Here is a 17,568-nt window from a genome sequence, read left to right as displayed (position 1 = left end):
TTAATCAGGTCAGTAATTAAACTTTGTAGAAATCACGATACCAGTCAACAAAGTTCTTCACCCCATCTTTTACCGTGGTTTCAGGTTTAAAACCAATTACCTCATACAGTGCTTTAGTGTCCGCGCTGGTTTCCAGCACATCACCTGGCTGTAGCGGTAGCATATTTTTCTCTGCTTCAATACTCAGTGCATCTTCCAGAGCCTGGATATAGTCCATTAGCTCAACCGGTGAACTATTGCCGATATTGTAAACGCGATAGGGCGCAATGCTGGCTGCTGGCGTGCCTGTTTCAACGGTCCATTGTGTGTCTGCGTGTGGAATGACATCCTGCAGGCGAATGATTGCTTCTGCGATATCATCAATATAGGTAAAGTCACGCTTCATTTTGCCATAGTTATAGACGTCAATACTTTTCCCTTCAAGCATCGCTTTGGTGAACTTGAACAGCGCCATATCAGGACGACCCCAAGGACCGTACACGGTAAAGAAACGCAACCCGGTTGTGGGCAATCCGTACAAATGGGAATAAGTATGGGCCATCAGTTCGTTGGCTTTTTTGGTTGCTGCATACAGCGACACGGGATGATCTACGGAATCATCCGTAGAGAAAGGCATTTTGCGATTCAGGCCGTAAACTGAACTGGATGAAGCGTAGAGTAAATGCTGAATTTTATTATGGCGACACCCTTCCAGTATGTTCAGAAAGCCTGTGAGATTTGAGTCTGCGTAGGCATGCGGGTTTTCGAGTGAATATCGTACACCAGCCTGTGCGGCGAGATGAATCACACGTTCAAAATGCCCGGATGCGAAAAGTTTAGTCATGCCTTCGCGGTCGGCTAAATCAATTTTATGAAACTGGAAACCAGGCTGCGCCAGTAATTCCAGACGAGCTTGTTTAAGGCTGACGTCGTAGTAATCGTTCAGGTTATCAATACCGACTACTTGATGGCCAGCCTCAAGGAGGCGTTTGCTAACGTGGAAGCCGATGAAACCAGCGGCACCCGTAACCAGGTATTTCATGTTTATTCCTCTTTTTGGCTAAATAATAGCCAGGCACCAACAGGTGCTACTAAAAAGTGGAATGATACCGTTAGATGGTAAAAAAGCTAATTGTTATATTATTTACGCCTACCATTTTTACTGGTTAGACGGTAAGCATTCGTGCTGTGAATTCAAAAAATGAATTGTAAAGTATAACGATTAGCGGGCATGAAACCTGTTTGTTGATGGTTTTTTGCGCATGAAGATGTTCTTTGAGTATTGACACTTTGTTTAATCGTATCGCTATTCAGTAGTGTTTGAAATACCAATCAAAATCCCAGAAACAATTTGATTTTTTTATCATTAATCCTATGGCATTGCCTCAATTTATAGCTAAACTAATCCCAGTTTAAGTCTTTCCTTATCTAGGGTTTCTATGTCTGTAAGTGATAACAACATGTTCGGGCGCAGTCACGATCCGGAACAGATTGATCTGATCGATTTACTGGTACAGTTATGGCGTGGGAAAGTAACAATCGTTATCGCGATTGTTATTGCCTTAGTACTTGCTGTGGGCTATTTGGCAGTTGCCAAGGAGAAATGGACCTCAACAGCCATCATCACCCAACCGGATGTGGGTCAGATAGCCACATATAACAACGCCCTCAATGTGTTGTATGGTGCCAGTGCGCCTAAGGTCACTGAACTTCAGGCAAATGTGATCGGGCGATTCAGCACCTCTTTATCCGCATTGGCTGAAATGCTAGATAATCAGGAAAAACCAGAAAAACTGACAATTGATCAGTCTGTTAAAGGTCAACCACTGCCGTTGGCGATTTCTTATGTGGGTGGCTCACCTGAAGACGCTCAGCGTCAACTGGCTGAATACATTCAACAAACAGATGAAAAGGTTGCTAAAGAGCTGGAGCTTGACCTGGTTGATAATATCAAGTTGCAAACAACCACGATTCAGGACTCTTTGAAAACTCAGGAAGTGGTCGCGCAGGAGCAAAAAGATCTGCGAATTAAACAAATTCAGGAAGCGCTGCGTTATGCAGAGCAGGCCGGGGTGACTAAGCCGCAAATTCAGCAGACGCAGGATGTGACACAGGACAGTATGTTCCTGTTGGGTAGTGATGCCCTGAAGTCCATGATTGAGCACGAATCTACACGTCCTTTGATATTGTCTGATAACTACTTCCAGACCAAGCAAAAGCTGTTGGATATCGAAAGTCTTAAGCTTGAAGGGGCTGAGTTACACGCCTACCGCTATGTGATGAAACCAACGTTACCGATTCGTCGTGACAGCCCGAAAAAAGCGATTACCCTCGTGCTGGCGGTTCTGCTCGGTGGGATGATTGGTGCAGGCGTGGTGCTGGGGCGAAATGCTCTGCGTGGTTACAAAGCCAAAGCTGAGTAAGTTTGAACCTGACAACAAAAAACCGGGCTCTGCCCGGTTTTTTTACGTCTGCAACTTACTGATGACGCTTACGTAAATTCTCAATCACCGTCGTCAGATCGAGGTCCTGATCCTGCAACAAAACCAGCAGGTGATACATCAGATCAGAAGCTTCATTTGTCAGCTCAAAACGGTCGTTCACCGTCGCGGCCAGCGCGGTTTCTACGCCTTCTTCACCCACTTTCTGTGCGATGCGTTTGGTGCCGCTGGCATACAGTTTCGCGGTGTAGGAGCTGGCTGGGTCAGCGGTTTTACGTTCGGCCAGCAGTTGCTCAAGCTGATACAAAAACAGCCACTGGTGGCTTGCGTCACCAAAGCAGCTTGAGGTGCCTTTATGGCAGGTTGGGCCAATCGGATTAACCAGAACGAGCAGAGTGTCGTTGTCGCAGTCAGGCGCAATGCTCACCACATTAAGGAAGTGACCGGAGGTTTCTCCTTTGGTCCACAGGCGCTGCTTGGTCCGTGAGAAAAAGGTCACTTTGCCGCTTTCGAGCGTTTTATCCAGCGCCTCCGGGTTCATATACCCCAGCATCAATACTTCACCGGAAACCGCATGCTGCACGATGACTGGCATCAGTCCGTCGGTTTTTTCCCAGTCCAGCTCGCGGCATTGTTGCTTCGTTAACATATCCTGATCTCCACGCCCTGTGTTGCCAGGTACGCTTTTAATTCACCAATATTGATAATTTGCTTGTGGAAGACGGAGGCGGCAAGCGCGCCGTCAACGTCGGCATCCCGGAAGGCTTCCAGGAAGTGTTCCATGGTGCCCGCACCGCCGGAGGCAATCAGCGGGACGTGGCAAACATCACGCACTTTTTTCAGTTGCTCCAGGTCATAACCGTTACGTACGCCGTCCTGGTTCATCATGTTCAGGACGATTTCGCCCGCGCCTCGTTTTTGGACCTCCTGCACCCAGTCCAGTGTTTCCCAGTGCGTGACGCGGGTACGGCTTTCATCTCCGGTATACTGATTTACATGATATTTGCCGGTGTCGGCGTCATACCAGGTATCAATGCCCACCACGATGCACTGCACGCCAAAGCGATCCGCCAGACGGGTGATAAGTTCCGGTTCGGCCAGCGCCGGGGAGTTGATGGAGATTTTGTCCGCCCCGAAGGAGAGAATGCGCGCCGCATCGTCGATGGATTTAATGCCGCCAGCTACGCAGAACGGAATATCGATCACTTCCGCCACGCGTGATACCCAGCTTTTATCCACTACGCGGCCATCGCTGGAAGCGGTGATATCGTAGAACACCAGTTCATCTGCGCCTTCATCGGCATAGCGTTTTGCCAGCGGGACAATGTCGCCAATAATCTCGTGATTGCGGAACTGGACGCCTTTTACCACCTGCCCATCACGGACGTCCAGACAAGGAATTATGCGTTTTGCCAGCATTGAATGGCCTCCTCAACGGTGAACTTACCTTCCAGCAGGGCGCGTCCGACGATCACGCCACGAACACCAGTCCCGCGCAGGGCCGCTACGTCCTCGATTCCGCCAATGCCGCCAGATGACTGAAATGCCACCTGCGGGTATTTGGCGCACACTTCTTCATACAGCGCGACGTTTGAGCCTGCCAGCGTACCGTCGCGGGAGATATCGGTACACAGCACGTGCTTCAGGCCGACGGGTAAATAGGTCTCAACCAGTTCTTCCAGTGAAACCCCTGAATCTTCCTGCCAGCCACTGACCGCAACCTGTTTATTCCCGTGCTCGTCAATACGAACGTCCAGCGCCAGTACCAGCGCATCGGCACCAAAACGGGCAAACCAGCTCTTGACTATCTCGGGGGATTTTACCGCCGTCGAACCCACCACCACGCGCGCCACACCTGCGTCAAGAAGCGCCGCCACGTCTGCTTCCGTACGCACGCCGCCGCCAACCTGTACCGGAACATTGACGCCAGCGACCAGCGTTTTGATCAGCGGGATCTGGCGCTGTGCCGGGTCTTTCGCGCCGGTTAAATCAACCAGGTGCAGCACTTCAGCACCCTGGGCTGCATAATCCTGCAAACGGGGGAGAGGATCGTTACCGTAATCACGTTGCTTAGCGTAATCGCCCTGATGAAGACGCACCACCGTGCCGTCGATTAAATCTAATGCCGGAATAATCATTACATCTCCAGAAAGTTTTTCAGCAACTGTGCCCCAGCCGCGCCCGAACGTTCCGGGTGAAACTGTACGCCAAAGAAATTGTCCTTTTGTACTGCCGCGGTAAACGGTTCGCCGTAATTGCACTGGGCGATGGTCCACGGGTTTACCGGCATAGCGTAACTGTGTACAAAGTAGAAATACGCACCATCTTCAATACCCTGGAACAGACGGTTCCCTGCCTGCGGATAGACGCGATTCCAGCCCATATGCGGCAGCGGCAGACCGAAATCGGTCATCTTCGGGACGTCCTGCTCAATAATGCCCAGTAGGGAGACACCGTTACTCTCTTCGCTGCGACGGCCCAGCAGTTGCATACCTAAACAGATCCCCAGTACTGGTTGCGTGCAGGCTTTAATCAGTTCAATCAGTTCGCGCTCGTGCAACTGGTCCATAGCCGCCTGCGCGGTGCCGACGCCCGGCAGAAACAGTTTATCGGCGCGCAGAACTACGTCCGGGTCACGGCTGACGACCGGGTCGTATCCATGCCGTGCGACGGCAGATTTTACCGAGTGCAGGTTGGCGCAGCCGGTGTCCAGAATCACCACGTTCATCACAGCACTCCTTTTGAAGAGGGCAGCGTGTCGCCTTCTACACGAATCGCCTGACGCAGCGTACGGCCAAAGGCTTTAAACAGGCTCTCCACACGGTGGTGGTCATTTTTGCCTTTGGTTTTCAGGTGCAGGGTGACGCCCATAGTGTAAGAGAGTGAACGGAAGAAGTGTTCGATCATCTCCGTGCTCAGATCGCCAACGCGCTGGTAGGTAAACTCCGCGCGGTATTCCAGGTGCGGACGCCCGGAGATATCCAGCGCGCAACGTGCCAGGCACTCATCCATCGGCAGTACAAAACCAAAACGATTGATGCCGCGTTTATCGCCTAACGCCAGCTTTAAGGCTTCGCCCAGCGCCAGACCGGTATCTTCAACGGTGTGGTGATCGTCTATATACAGATCGCCCTTGACGGCAATCTCCATGCGAAAACCGCCGTGGGTGGCGATTTGATCCAGCATGTGGTCAAAGAAGCCAACGCCGGTATTGATTTTGCTGCGGCCTTCGCGGTCCAGCCAGACTTTGACGTCAATCTGCGTTTCTTTAGTATTACGCTCAACGTGTGCGTAGCGGTCACGTTTGGTCAACTGCTCGCCGATCATCGCCCAGTTCAGGGTATCGCGATGGTAACGCAATCCGCTAATGCCCATGTTTTCAGCGAGCTGAATATCGGTCGCCCGATCGCCAATGACGTAGCTGTTCGCCATATCCATGGCCTGTTCAACCAGATACTGTTCAACCAGCTTCACTTTTGGCTTACGGCAATCGCAATCGTCCGCTGGCAGGTGCGGGCAAATCAGTACCTCATCAAACGTCACGCCCTGAGAGGTGAAAATTTGCATCATCAGGTTATGCGGACCGTCAAAATCAGCCTGCGGGAAACTCTGGGTTCCGAGTCCATCCTGGTTAGTGATCATAACCAGCTTAAAACCTGCTTTTTGCAGTTTCAGCAAAACGGGAACAACTTCCGGCTCGAAGGCGAGTTTGTCAAAGCGATCGACCTGAAAGTCACTTGGCGGTTCGGAAATCAGGGTTCCATCACGGTCAATAAAAAGATACTTCTGGCTCATACTTGCTCCGCACGTAAGGCGTCAATGACGCGCTGGCTCTCTTCACGGGTTCCGACAGTAATTCGCAGGCAGCCGCTTAACGAAGGTTGTTTATTCTGATCTCGTAAGATAATGCCCTGAACCCACAAAGATTTAAATACGCTACTTGATGCGGTGAAGCGCGCCAGAACATAGTTGGTTTCAGAATCGAATACCTGCTCTACACAGCGAATTGTTTTCAGGTTATCTACCAGATACTGACGCTCTTCCAGGGTCTGCTCTACGCGTTGACGCATGGCGGCAACCCCTTGCGGCGTCAGCGCCTGGGCGGCGATATCTGCCACCGGCGTAGAGAGTGGGTAAGGGGCAATCACTTTTAACAGCAGATTGATAACCTCTTCATTCGCCAGCGTAAACCCGCAGCGTAAACCGGCGAGCGCAAACGCTTTGGACAACGTGCGTAATATCACCAGATGCGGATACTCAGAAAGCCAGCCTGCCAGCGTGGCCTGCGGACAAAACTCAATATAGGCCTCATCAGCGACCACAATAGCTTTACCCTGCGTCATGTCGAGCAGTGAACGCAGATCCTGCGGGTTAATCAGCTGGCCGGTTGGGTTATTAGGGCTGCATACGTAGACTACCTTCACGCCATCAAGCTTGTCCGCGATGCCTTGTAAATCCAGTTGCCAGCTATCAAGGGTTGGAACGGTGCGGCACTCAACGCCAATCGTTTCGGCGCTGACGCTGTACATGCCGTAAGTCGGCGGGCAGTACAGAATCGCATCTTTACCGGGTTCGCAAAAAGCGCGCACCAGCAGTTCGATCCCTTCATCTGCGCCGCGGCTGACCAGCACCTGCTCCGGTTTGACGCCAGCATACTGCGCGTAATTCTCAATCACCGCTTTCGGCTGGCATTCAGGGTAGCGGTTCAGCGTTTGCTGACTGAGCTGGAACTCAACGGCGGTTGGGTACTCATTCGCGTTGAGCCAGACATCGCCGTTACCACCGAGACGACGGGCAGACTGATAGGGCGTTAATTCGCGAACATTCTTACGGGCTAAATCAGTGACGCTGAGAAAGTTGTCAGTGCTCATGCTTGCTCCTTCAGGGCGTTAACGCGCAGGGTGACGGCATTTTTGTGGGCAGTCAGTCGTTCAGCAGCGGCCAGTGTTTCAATGGTTGAGGCCAGGGCAGAGAAACCTTGTGGGGTTAATTCCTGTACGGTCATCCGTTTCTGGAAATCAGCCAGCCCAAGGCTTGAGCAGGTCGCGGTATAGCCGTAGGTCGGAAGAACGTGGTTGGTGCCAGAAGCATAGTCGCCTGCGGATTCCGGCGACCAGTCACCGAGGAACACCGAACCGGCGCTGGTGATCTCATCAACCAGTTCACGCGCGTTGCGGGTCTGAATAATCAGGTGTTCCGGACCGTAGGCGTTAGATATTTCAACGCACTGCGCCAGATCTTTCGCCACGATTAAGCGGCTGGCGGAGAGCGCCTGACGTGCGGTCTCAGCGCGGGAAAGCTCAGCGAGCTGGCGTTCAACGGCTTTGGCAACGCCTTCGGCAAGCGTAGCGTCTGGCGTCAGGAGAATAACCTGCGAGTCGGGGCCGTGTTCTGCCTGAGAAAGCAGGTCAGAGGCAACAAAGTCCGGCGTCGCGCCGCTGTCGGCGATAACCAGCACTTCGGACGGGCCAGCAGGCATGTCGATGGCCGCACCGTCAAGACGCTGGCTGACCTGGCGTTTGGCTTCGGTCACATAAGCATTGCCCGGCCCGAAGATTTTATCAACCTTAGGAATAGATTCGGTGCCCAGCGCCAGTGCGGCAATGGCCTGCGCACCGCCAACATTAAACACCTCTTTTACGCCACACAACTGCGCGGCGTAGAGGATTTCATCGGCAATTGGCGGCGGTGAGCACAGCACCACTTTTTTGCAACCGGCGATGCGCGCCGGGGTCGCCAGCATTAATACGGTGGAAAACAGCGGCGCCGAACCTCCAGGAATATACAGGCCCACGGAAGCGATAGGGCGGGTAACCTGCTGGCAACGCACACCCGGCTGGGTTTCGATATCCACCGGTGGCAGGATCTGCGCGGTGTGGAAAGTATCAATATTACGCACCGCCGCCTGCATGGCTTGTTTCAGTTCGTCGCTCAGGCGACTGCTGGCTTGCTGGATTTCTTCCTCGGTCACGCGCAGCGCGCCAACCTCGGTTTTATCGAACTTTGCACTGTATTCACGCAGCGCCCGGTCGCCGTTATTTTTGACGTTCTCAAGGATCTCGGCCACCGTACGGCTGATGCTTTCAGAGGCGGAAATCGCCGGGCGCATCAGCAGTTCGCGCTGCTGCTCAGGGCTATAGCTATTCCAGTCAATCAGGGTATTGAAGCTCATGGTCGTTACTCCATTATCGGGTGTTGCCGGATGGCGGCGCTGCCTTATCCGGCCTACAAGACCCGTAATATCAATGATTGTGACAATTCTTGTAGGCCTGATAAGCGAAGCGCCATCAGGCATCAGATCACTCCATCATCTTCTCAATCGGCAACACCAGAATTGAGCTGGCACCGAGCGCTTTCAGTTTTTCCATTGTTTCCCAGAACAGGGTTTCGCTGCTGACCATGTGCATGGCAACACGCTGCTGGTCGCCCGCCAGAGGCAGAATGGTAGGGCGCTCAGCGCCGGGCAGCAGGGCGATGACCTCGTCCAGACGCTCGCTCGGCGCGTGCATCATGATGTATTTGGATTCACGGGCCTGAATAACCCCCTGGATACGGGTTAGCAGTTTGTCGATCAGTTGTTGCTTGGCTTCGGCCATTTCGCCGTCGCGCTGAATCAGACAGGCTTTAGAGCGGTAGATCACTTCTACTTCGCGCAGACCGTTGGCTTCAAGCGTTGCGCCGGTGGACACCAGATCGCAAATCGCATCAGCCAGACCCGCACGGGGAGCGACTTCTACTGAGCCGTTTAACAGACAAGATTTAAACGAAACTCCTTTCTGATCGAGATAACGTTTGAGCAGGTGTGGGTAAGAGGTCGCGATACGTTTACCGTTCAGCGCTGCCGGGCCATCCCAGGCTTCATCAACCGGGGTAGCCAGCGAGAGACGGCAGCCGCCGAAGTCCAGACGGCGCAGAGTAAAATAGCGAGGGTCTTCACCCTGTGCCCGGCGGTTGAGCAGTTCCTCTTCCAGAACGTTTTCCCCGATGATGCCGAGGTCAACGACACCGTCCATCACCAGACCCGGGATATCGTCATCACGCACACGCAGAATATCGATCGGCATGTTCTCCGCCATCGCAATCAGGCGCTGGGTGTGAAGATTAATTTTAATGCCGCAACGGGCCAGTAATTCGCGTGAATCATCGCTTAAGCGGCCTGATTTCTGCATAGCTATGCGTAAACGGGTGTTGTCTAACATTCTTTATTCCTCGTTATCCTGTCTGAATCAGTTTGGGTCACGCACAAAAAAAAGCCCCCGGAAGAAATCTTCCGGGGGCTTTCTCATACGCTCATGCACCGCTGGAAGATTTAAACGTCTCCCAGCACACATCGCCTGAAAGACTAGTCAGGATGATGGTGATGATGGTGTTTGAATTGAGCGCGTGTCATAAATTTTCTCGATGAATGTTTATTCATTTGATGTCTTTTAACCTAAACCACTTTAGCTACGGAAAGCAAGGGCTTTTTTTGATCATTAATTCATTTCATATTGATACTATGAATTGTCAGCCACCGTGGGCTGGCGTAGCCTTGCGTTATAGGCCAAAAGTCAGGAGAGAAGGCATGAAAAAGGTCGCAATTGTCGGGTTAGGTTGGTTAGGCATGCCGTTAGCCATGTCGCTGGCGGCGAGAGGCTGGCAGGTTACCGGCAGCAAAACCACATTGGATGGGGTGGAAGCGGCCCGCATGAGCGGTATCGAGAGTTATTCGCTGCGCCTGGAACCTGAACTGGTCTGTGAGGCTGACGATCTCGATGCACTGATGGACGCCGATGCGCTGGTTATTACGCTACCTGCGCGTCGTAGCGGTCCTGGGGAAGCATTTTACCTGCAGGCCATGCAGGAGCTGGTCGACAGCGCGCTGGCGTATCGGATCCCACGAATTATTTTTACCAGTTCGACGTCAGTCTATGGTGACGTTCAGGGCACAGTGAAAGAGGGGACGGCGCGTAATCCGGTCACGGCGAGCGGTCGTGTCCTGAAAGAACTTGAAGACTGGTTGCACAATTTGCCAGGCACATCGGTGGATATTTTGCGTCTGGCCGGGTTGGTCGGTCCGGGAAGACATCCTGGTCGCTTCTTCGCTGGCAAGACGGCACCTGACGGACATCATGGCGTCAATCTGGTGCATCTGGACGATGTAGTTTCTGCCATCACGTTACTGCTGCAAGCGCCTAAAGGGGGACACATCTATAATATATGTGCGCCTATGCATCCGGCGCGTAACGTGTTCTATCCGCAGATGGCCCGCCAGTTGGGGATGGAGCCGCCGGAATTTCGCGGCGGTACGGATAACGGTAAAGGTAAAGTCATTGATGGCAACCGTATTTGTAATGAGCTTGGGTTTGAGTACCAGTATCCTGACCCGCTGGTGATGCCGATGGAGTGACAATCCAGCAGAGTGCCGCTGTATACCGCCAGGGGGCGAGTATGAAACCACTGCTGGACGTTCTTATCATCCTCGATGCATTAGAAAAAGAGGGCAGTTTCGCGGCGGCGTCGGCAAAATTGTTTAAGACGCCGTCTGCGCTTAGCTACACCGTCCATAAGCTGGAAAGCGATCTTAATATTCAGCTACTCGATCGCAGCGGACACCGGGCTAAGTTCACCCGCACCGGGCAGATGCTGCTGGAAAAGGGGCGGGAGGTGCTGCACACCGTCCGTGAACTCGAAAAGCAGGCGATTAAACTTCACGAAGGCTGGGAGAATGAACTGGTTATTGGCGTAGATGATACGTTTCCCTTTTCACTGCTGGCCCCACTCATCGAATCTTTCTATCAACACCACAGCGTGACGCGCCTGAAATTTATCAATGGCGTGCTGGGCGGCTCCTGGGATGCCCTCACTCAGGGCCGGGCGGATATTATCGTTGGCGCCATGCATGAACCCCCTGCAGCGAGCGAATTTGGCTTTGCACGGCTCGGGGTTTTGGAACAGGTGTTTGTGGTTGCGCCGCATCACCCGCTGGCGCAGGAACAGGAACCGTTAAATCGTCGTACCATTCGCCGTTTTCGCGCCATAGTGGTGGGCGACAATGCGCAGCATGCCAACGTCTCAGGTTCCCAGGTGCTGGACGATCAGGAAGCCATTACCGTTTTTGACTTCAAAACCAAGCTGGAACTGCAAATCAGCGGTCTGGGATGTGGCTATATTCCGCGCTACCTGGCGCAGCGATTTCTGGAGAGCGGCGCACTGATTGAGAAAAAAGTGGTCGCGCAAATTGTCTTTGAACCCGTGTGGATAGGCTGGAATGAACAGACCGCCGGGTTGGCCAGTGCCTGGTGGCGGGATGAAATTTTAGCAAATAGTGCTATTGCGGGGGTGTATGTTAAAACGGCTGCTGACAAATCAATCAGTTAAGAAAAAATATTCTTTTGTGGTCGCTTCAATCTCTTGTTATTTCTCCCCAATTTAGGGCAAAATACGCCGCTTGCAAAAAATGACATTAACCGACGTTTTAATACGCGTCGGTTATTTTTTTGCATCAAACCAATCATTCATAAAAGAGGCCGGGCTTCGTACCGGATAGATACTTACTTAAAAATCGACAGTTGTTGTCGCTGAGGATTAACAAAAAATGGGGCAATTTTTTGCTTACGCGACGGTTTTCGCCGTAATGGGGGATAACCATGTCGCATAACGCTACTCCAAACACCTCTCGCGTGGAATTACGTAAAACGCTTACGCTGGTTCCGGTTGTCATGATGGGCCTTGCCTATATGCAGCCGATGACGCTGTTCGATACATTCGGTATCGTATCAGGAATGACCGATGGTCACGTCCCGACAGCTTACGCCTTTGCACTGATCGCCATCCTCTTTACCGCACTGAGCTACGGTAAACTGGTGCGTCGCTATCCGTCTGCAGGCTCTGCCTACACTTACGCCCAGAAATCCATTAGCCCGACCGTTGGCTTTATGGTGGGTTGGTCATCACTGCTGGACTACCTGTTCGCTCCGATGATCAACATTCTGTTGGCAAAAATTTATTTTGAAGCCCTGGTGCCGTCGATACCGTCATGGATATTCGTGGTGGCGCTGGTGGCCTTTATGACCGCCTTCAACCTGCGCAGCCTTAAATCCGTTGCGAATTTCAACACCGTAATCGTGTTGTTGCAGGTGGTGCTGATTGCAGTGATCCTCGGCATGGTCGTTTATGGCGTGTTCGAAGGGGAAGGTGCTGGTACATTGGCGAGCAGCCGTCCGTTCTGGTCAGGTGATGCACACGTGATCCCGATGATCACGGGCGCTACGATCCTGTGCTTCTCGTTCACCGGTTTTGACGGTATCAGCAACCTGTCAGAAGAAACCAAAGACGCTGAGCGCGTGATCCCGCGTGCAATTTTCCTGACTGCGCTGATTGGTGGCCTGATCTTTATCGTCTCCACCTATCTGTTGCAGCTGTACTTCCCGGATATCTCGCGCTTCAAAGATCCAGACGCTTCACAGCCGGAAATCATGCTGTACGTCGCCGGTAAGTTCTTCCAGGTTGGCGCGCTGATTTTCTCTACCATTACCGTACTGGCGTCCGGTATGGCGGCGCATGCTGGCGTAGCGCGTCTGATGTACGTGATGGGGCGTGACGGCGTATTCCCGAAAAGTTTCTTCGGTTATGTACACCCGAAATGGCGTACTCCGTCTATGAACATCATTCTGGTTGGTGCGATTGCTCTGCTGGCAATCAACTTTGACCTGGTGATGGCGACGGCGCTGATTAACTTTGGTGCGCTGGTGGCGTTTACCTTCGTTAACCTGTCGGTGATCTCCCAGTTCTGGATCCGTGAGAAGCGTAACAAGACGCTGAAAGACCACTTCCAGTATCTGTTCCTGCCGATGTGCGGTGCGCTGACCGTTGGTGCGCTGTGGGTGAATCTGGAAGAGAGCTCAATGGTTCTGGGTCTGATCTGGGCCGGTATCGGTCTGATTTACCTGGCTTGTGTGACCAAAAGCTTCCGCAACCCGGTGCCGCAGTACGACGAAGATGTCGCGTAATAACAGCATTTAACTAAAAAAAACGGAGACATGTTCTCCGTTTTTTTATGTGTGGGATTTATACAATCTCTTCGGCATACTGCCAGAGTGATTTCAGCAGCATCAACTTTTCTTTGTTATCCGCATACTGCTGGCTCAATAACTGCAGTTCATTGGCGTAATTTTGCAAAAACTCCGGTGTGAATACCTGGCGGCGATGGTCCAGCCAGCGTTGCTGTTCTGCTTCGTCCAGCGTTCCCGGGAAGTTACGTGCACGGTAATTAAACAACAGTTTTTCAATGCGCTTATCGACAAAGGAGATATCCAGCGCCGGTAAATTGCGTGGTTCGGTTTCCAGAACGATTTTCATCGCCGCACGGTCAGCATCGCTGAAAAAGCCGTTATAAAGTTGGGCATCCACGTTATCTGACGGTGTAAAGGGTTCCGCATCGGCAAAGATCGCGACCACTTTGTCGCGTATCTGCGGATTTTCGCGCAGAACTTTGAGATTATCCAGACAGTGCTGGCGGTTAATGCCAAGACGGTCGGCATCTTCCGGACGCAGAGTATTCGCCTGTGCCAGTACCGGGCATTTGTTGATGTGCACCAGTTTAACCGGTACGGCCGGGTTATCACCCAGATCCACTTTAGACGTGTAGAGCCGCTCGCGCAGGGCATCACTGTCGAGTTCGAGCAGCGGCGAAATATCACCGGCTAAGTCGACCATAATAACCGCGTTACGATTCTCCGGATGCCACGCCAACGGCGCTACCCAACTGGTGTTTCCGCGCCATGCGCCGAACATACCAGAGACATGGACCAGCGGCTTCATTTGCGGGACATCAATCAGCGCGGCCAGCTTGTGCTTATTACGATGGCTGTAGAGATAATCAAACAGACGCGGCTGGCGCGACTTCACTAATTGCGCCATTGCGATTGTGGCGTATACGTCCGCCATAGCATCGTGAGCATTGGTATGCTCAATACCGTTGGCTTTGGTCAAATGCTCCAGGCGGAAGCTGGGTAAGCCGTCGTCGTTTTCCGGCCAGTTAATGCCTTCAGGGCGCAGGGCATAGCAGGCGCGCATCACATCCAGCAGATCCCAGCGCGAATTATCGTTCTGCCAGCTCCAGGCATAGGGATCGTAGAAATTGCGATACAGGATGTTGCGCGTCACCTCATCATCGAAGCGCACGTTGTTATAACCCAGGATACAGGTTTTCGGCACGGTGAACAGGGCGTGGATGCGTGCAGCAAATGCGGCTTCATTCTCTCCCTTTTCTCGTGCTTCCTGCGGTGTGATACCCGTAATCAACACCGCCTCAGGCTGCGGCAGATAATCGTCCGCGGGTTTGCAATAAAAGACTTCTGGTTCACCGATGATGTTGAAATCATTATCTGTGCGGATAGCCGCAAATTGCGCGGGTCTGTCCAGCGCCGGATGGGTACCAAAGGTCTCGTAATCGTGGAAGAGAAAACCAGGTTGCTGCTTGCCGTCATTCATTGTTCAGTTATGTCCGGGATCAATTTAGCGCTGGTTCAAGAATACCAAAAAATAGCGAGATAATCAGCTATGGCATTATCGAAGCTGGATTGTGTACGCAATAAAATTGAGATAAACAGGACATTAATGGAATTAATTAATAAATTCCGCACTGTTAAAATAAATTACGGAAATAAAATATCTTGAGGTTGCGGGTTTGTAAATTATCTAACTGATAACCATTATTGTTATTTCCATTTTATTTACTGTGTTCTGGAAACTTTAAAAATCTTTTATAAACAATGGTTTTTTATTTATGTCAATTCGCTGTCATGCATTGTAATGAAATGTGATTGATGTAAAAAATAAATAATCTAAACGCCATATAATTATTGGATATATCTAATAACAGGAGGTTATATGAGCATTAGTCGGCGTAATTTTTTGCGAGGAGTGGGTATAGGCTGTTCAGCCTGTGCGATAGGCAGTTTCCCGCCTGGGGCACTGGCGCGAAATTCTCCAGAGAGTATCAAAGGGAAAACATCCCTGACGCCAAGTTTGTGCGAGATGTGTTCTTTTCGCTGCCCAATTCAGGCTCAGGTGATTAATAATAGAACGGTTTTTATTCAGGGAAACCCTAATGCGCCACAGCAGGGGACACGTGTCTGCGCTCGCGGCGGCAGCGGCGTTAGCCTGGTCAACGACCCTCATCGCATTGTTAAACCCATGAAACGCACAGGACCTCGCGGGAGCGGTGACTGGCAGGTTATTAGCTGGGAACAGGCGTATAAAGAAATCGCCGAAAAAATGACGGCAATAAAAACGCAATATGGTCCCCAGGGAGTCGTCTTCTCGTCTAAATCTGGCTCGCTGTCTGGCCATTTATTTCACCTCGCGACGGCTTTCGGGTCACCGAATACCTTTACTCACGCATCAACGTGTCCTGCCGGTAAAGCCATTGCCGCTAAAGTTATGATGGGTGGCGATTTAGCCATGGATATCGCCAATACCCGTTATATGGTCTCTTTTGGCCATAACCTCTATGAAGGGATCGAGGTTGCTGATACGCATGAGCTGATGACCGCGCAGGAGAAGGGGGCGAAGATGGTCAGCTTCGATCCCCGTCTGTCCGTATTCTCCAGCAAGGCGGATGAATGGCATGCGCTCAAGCCGGGCGGCGATTTACCGGTGCTGATGGCCATGTGTCACGTCATGATCAATGAAAATCTGTATGACGCGGACTTTGTTGCGCGCTACACCACGGGGTTTGAGCAACTGGCAGAAGCGGTACAAGAGACCACGCCGGAATGGGCGCAGCAGCTCGCGGATGTGCCTGCTGATGTCATTGTTCGGGTCACCCGCGAAATGGCCGCCTGCGCGCCTCATGCCATCGTCAGTCCGGGCCATCGCGCGACGTTTTCGCAAGAAGAAATTGATATGCGGCGCATGATTTTTACCCTCAATGTGCTGCTTGGCAATATTGAGCGTGAAGGCGGTTTGTATCAGAAAAAAGCGGCGGCAACTTACAATAAGCTGGCTGGAGAGAAGGTCGCTCCGATGCTGGCAAAACCCGATGTCAAATTACCCAAGCCAACGGCGCAGCGTATCGATCTGGTAGCCCCGCAGTTTAAGTACATCGCGGCGGGCGGTGGTGTGGTGCAAAGCATCATTGATGCTGTGTTAAATCAGACGCCTTATCCGGTGAAGGGATGGGTTATGTCCCGACACAACCCTTTCCAAACCGTAACCTGTCGACCTGATCTGGTCAAAACCGTTGAACAGCTCGACCTTGTGGTCAGTTGTGATGTCTATTTAAGCGAAAGCGCGGCGTATGCCGACTACCTTTTGCCTGAATGTACTTACCTTGAGCGCGATGAAGAAGTTTCAGATATGTCGGGTCTGAATCCAGCCTATGCCCTGCGTCAGCAGGTAGTAGAACCTATTGGTGATGCGCGTCCGAGCTGGCAAATCTGGAAAGAGCTGGCCGTGCAGTTAGGCCTTGGCCAATTCTACCCATGGCAGGATATGCAAACGCGTCAGTTATACCAGCTTAATGGCGATCATGCGCTATCTGCTGAATTGCGTCAGAAAGGGTATCGGGAGTGGGGTGTTCCGTTGCTGCTGCGTGAACCTGAAGCGGTGCGTCAGTTTGTGGAACGCTATCCGGGCGCGGTGGCGGTTGACAGCGACGGTACCTATGGCGAGCAACTGCGCTTTAAATCTCCGTCAGGAAAAATCGAACTCTATTCCGAAGAGCTGGAAACGCTCCTGCCTGGCTACGGTATTCCGCGCGCGCGCAATTTTGCGCTTAAAGGCGACAGTGAACTCTATTTTATCCAGGGAAAAGTGGCGGTTCATACCAACGGTGCGACGCAATACGTGCCACTGCTTAGCGAGTTGATGTGGGATAACGCGGTGTGGATCCACCCGCAAACGGCCCGTGAAAAAGGCATCAAAAGCGGTGATGACATCTGGCTGGAAAATGCGACCGGCAAGGAAAAAGGCAAAGCGCTGGTCACCGCCGGAATTCGGCCCGATACGCTGTTTGTTTATATGGGATTTGGCGCCAAGGCGGGAGCCAAAACCGCAGCGACAACGCACGGTATCCATTGCGGTAATTTGCTTCCGCATGTTACCAGTCCGGTTTCCGGTACGGTGGTCCACACCGCTGGCGTTACGCTTCGTCGGGCATGAG

The 17,568-nt window shown here is 52.1% G+C and carries 16 protein-coding genes, 1 pseudogene and 1 other annotated feature; of the genes and pseudogenes, 6 read left to right on the top strand and 11 right to left on the bottom strand.

All coding sequences use genetic code 11. The features are described from left to right. Positions 1-16 precede the first annotated feature (16 nt). Positions 17-1,021, bottom strand: coding sequence for an NAD-dependent epimerase (locus tag OGY13_RS17840; protein ID WP_186413215.1), 1,005 nt, complete (start codon positions 1,019-1,021; stop codon positions 17-19). A gap of 397 nt (positions 1,022-1,418) precedes the next feature. Between OGY13_RS17840 and wzzB the strand changes: the two genes are divergently transcribed. After that, positions 1,419-2,402, top strand: coding sequence for an LPS O-antigen chain length determinant protein WzzB (gene wzzB / locus OGY13_RS17835; protein ID WP_186413216.1), 984 nt, complete (start codon positions 1,419-1,421; stop codon positions 2,400-2,402). Between the two features lie 55 nt (positions 2,403-2,457). Here the strand turns inward: wzzB and hisIE are convergent, their stop codons facing one another. The 9 genes from hisIE to hisL form a co-directional block, all read right to left on the bottom strand. Continuing rightward, positions 2,458-3,069 (bottom strand): bifunctional phosphoribosyl-AMP cyclohydrolase/phosphoribosyl-ATP diphosphatase HisIE, encoded by a 612-nt coding sequence (gene hisIE, locus OGY13_RS17830; protein ID WP_000956425.1) that lies wholly within the window; start codon positions 3,067-3,069, stop codon positions 2,458-2,460. Next, positions 3,063-3,839 (bottom strand): imidazole glycerol phosphate synthase subunit HisF, encoded by a 777-nt coding sequence (gene hisF, locus OGY13_RS17825; RefSeq protein ID WP_213752971.1) that lies wholly within the window; start codon positions 3,837-3,839, stop codon positions 3,063-3,065. The genes hisIE and hisF overlap by 7 nt, the downstream gene beginning before the upstream one ends. Next, positions 3,821-4,558 (bottom strand): 1-(5-phosphoribosyl)-5-[(5-phosphoribosylamino)methylideneamino]imidazole-4-carboxamide isomerase, encoded by a 738-nt coding sequence (gene hisA / locus OGY13_RS17820; protein WP_008785166.1) that lies wholly within the window; start codon positions 4,556-4,558, stop codon positions 3,821-3,823. The genes hisF and hisA overlap by 19 nt, the downstream gene beginning before the upstream one ends. Then, positions 4,558-5,148: an imidazole glycerol phosphate synthase subunit HisH gene (gene hisH, locus OGY13_RS17815; protein WP_001103544.1), complete on the bottom strand. Its 591-nt coding sequence runs from the start codon at positions 5,146-5,148 to the stop codon at positions 4,558-4,560. The genes hisA and hisH overlap by 1 nt, the downstream gene beginning before the upstream one ends. After that, on the bottom strand, positions 5,148-6,215 hold the full coding sequence (gene hisB / locus OGY13_RS17810) for a bifunctional histidinol-phosphatase/imidazoleglycerol-phosphate dehydratase HisB (protein WP_213752970.1): 1,068 nt from the start codon (positions 6,213-6,215) through the stop codon (positions 5,148-5,150). Before hisB ends, hisH begins: the two co-directional genes overlap by 1 nt. Then, on the bottom strand, positions 6,212-7,291 hold the full coding sequence (gene hisC, locus OGY13_RS17805; RefSeq protein WP_213752969.1) for a histidinol-phosphate transaminase: 1,080 nt from the start codon (positions 7,289-7,291) through the stop codon (positions 6,212-6,214). The genes hisB and hisC overlap by 4 nt, the downstream gene beginning before the upstream one ends. Next, positions 7,288-8,592: a histidinol dehydrogenase gene (hisD, locus tag OGY13_RS17800; RefSeq protein WP_048235082.1), complete on the bottom strand. Its 1,305-nt coding sequence runs from the start codon at positions 8,590-8,592 to the stop codon at positions 7,288-7,290. The genes hisC and hisD overlap by 4 nt, the downstream gene beginning before the upstream one ends. A gap of 127 nt (positions 8,593-8,719) precedes the next feature. Continuing rightward, positions 8,720-9,619 carry an ATP phosphoribosyltransferase gene (gene hisG, locus OGY13_RS17795; RefSeq protein WP_003834191.1) on the bottom strand — a complete coding sequence of 300 codons (900 nt, stop codon included), beginning with the start codon at positions 9,617-9,619 and terminating at the stop codon, positions 8,720-8,722. 45 nt (positions 9,620-9,664) lie between these two features. Continuing rightward, positions 9,665-9,787, bottom strand: a sequence feature (His leader region). Beyond that, positions 9,763-9,810, bottom strand: coding sequence for a his operon leader peptide (gene hisL / locus OGY13_RS17790; RefSeq protein ID WP_100250077.1), 48 nt, complete (start codon positions 9,808-9,810; stop codon positions 9,763-9,765). Its footprint overlaps the feature before it by 25 nt. A 174-nt stretch (positions 9,811-9,984) precedes the next feature. Here hisL and OGY13_RS17785 point away from each other — a divergent pair, with 174 nt between their 5' ends. The 4 genes and pseudogenes from OGY13_RS17785 (at position 9,985) to plaP (ending at position 13,411) form a co-directional block, all read left to right on the top strand. Beyond that, entirely contained in the window at positions 9,985-10,809 is an 825-nt protein-coding gene (locus OGY13_RS17785; RefSeq protein ID WP_003834190.1) for an SDR family oxidoreductase, read from the top strand. A 41-nt stretch (positions 10,810-10,850) separates the two neighbouring features. Further along, positions 10,851-11,835 (top strand): annotated as a pseudogene (locus tag OGY13_RS17780) (LysR family transcriptional regulator). Positions 11,836-11,997: 162 nt separating this feature from the next. Next, positions 11,998-12,060: a membrane protein YoeI gene (gene yoeI, locus OGY13_RS25060; protein ID WP_099045591.1), complete on the top strand. Its 63-nt coding sequence runs from the start codon at positions 11,998-12,000 to the stop codon at positions 12,058-12,060. Beyond that, a complete protein-coding gene (gene plaP / locus OGY13_RS17775; RefSeq protein WP_003834188.1) occupies positions 12,050-13,411 on the top strand; it encodes a putrescine/proton symporter PlaP in 1,362 nt (453 codons plus the stop codon). The genes yoeI and plaP overlap by 11 nt, the downstream gene beginning before the upstream one ends. A gap of 58 nt (positions 13,412-13,469) precedes the next feature. Here the strand turns inward: plaP and sbcB are convergent, their stop codons facing one another. Continuing rightward, entirely contained in the window at positions 13,470-14,894 is a 1,425-nt protein-coding gene (sbcB, locus tag OGY13_RS17770) for an exodeoxyribonuclease I (RefSeq protein ID WP_071445381.1), read from the bottom strand. Between the two features lie 399 nt (positions 14,895-15,293). Here sbcB and phsA point away from each other — a divergent pair, with 399 nt between their 5' ends. After that, a complete protein-coding gene (gene phsA, locus OGY13_RS17765) occupies positions 15,294-17,567 on the top strand; it encodes a thiosulfate reductase PhsA (protein WP_213752968.1) in 2,274 nt (757 codons plus the stop codon). Position 17,568 lies beyond the last annotated feature (1 nt).

The organism is Citrobacter sp. Cpo045 (assembly GCF_030332875.1).
Lineage (GTDB): Bacteria > Pseudomonadota > Gammaproteobacteria > Enterobacterales > Enterobacteriaceae > Citrobacter > Citrobacter portucalensis.
This window is presented reverse-complemented; position numbering and strand designations above follow the sequence as displayed.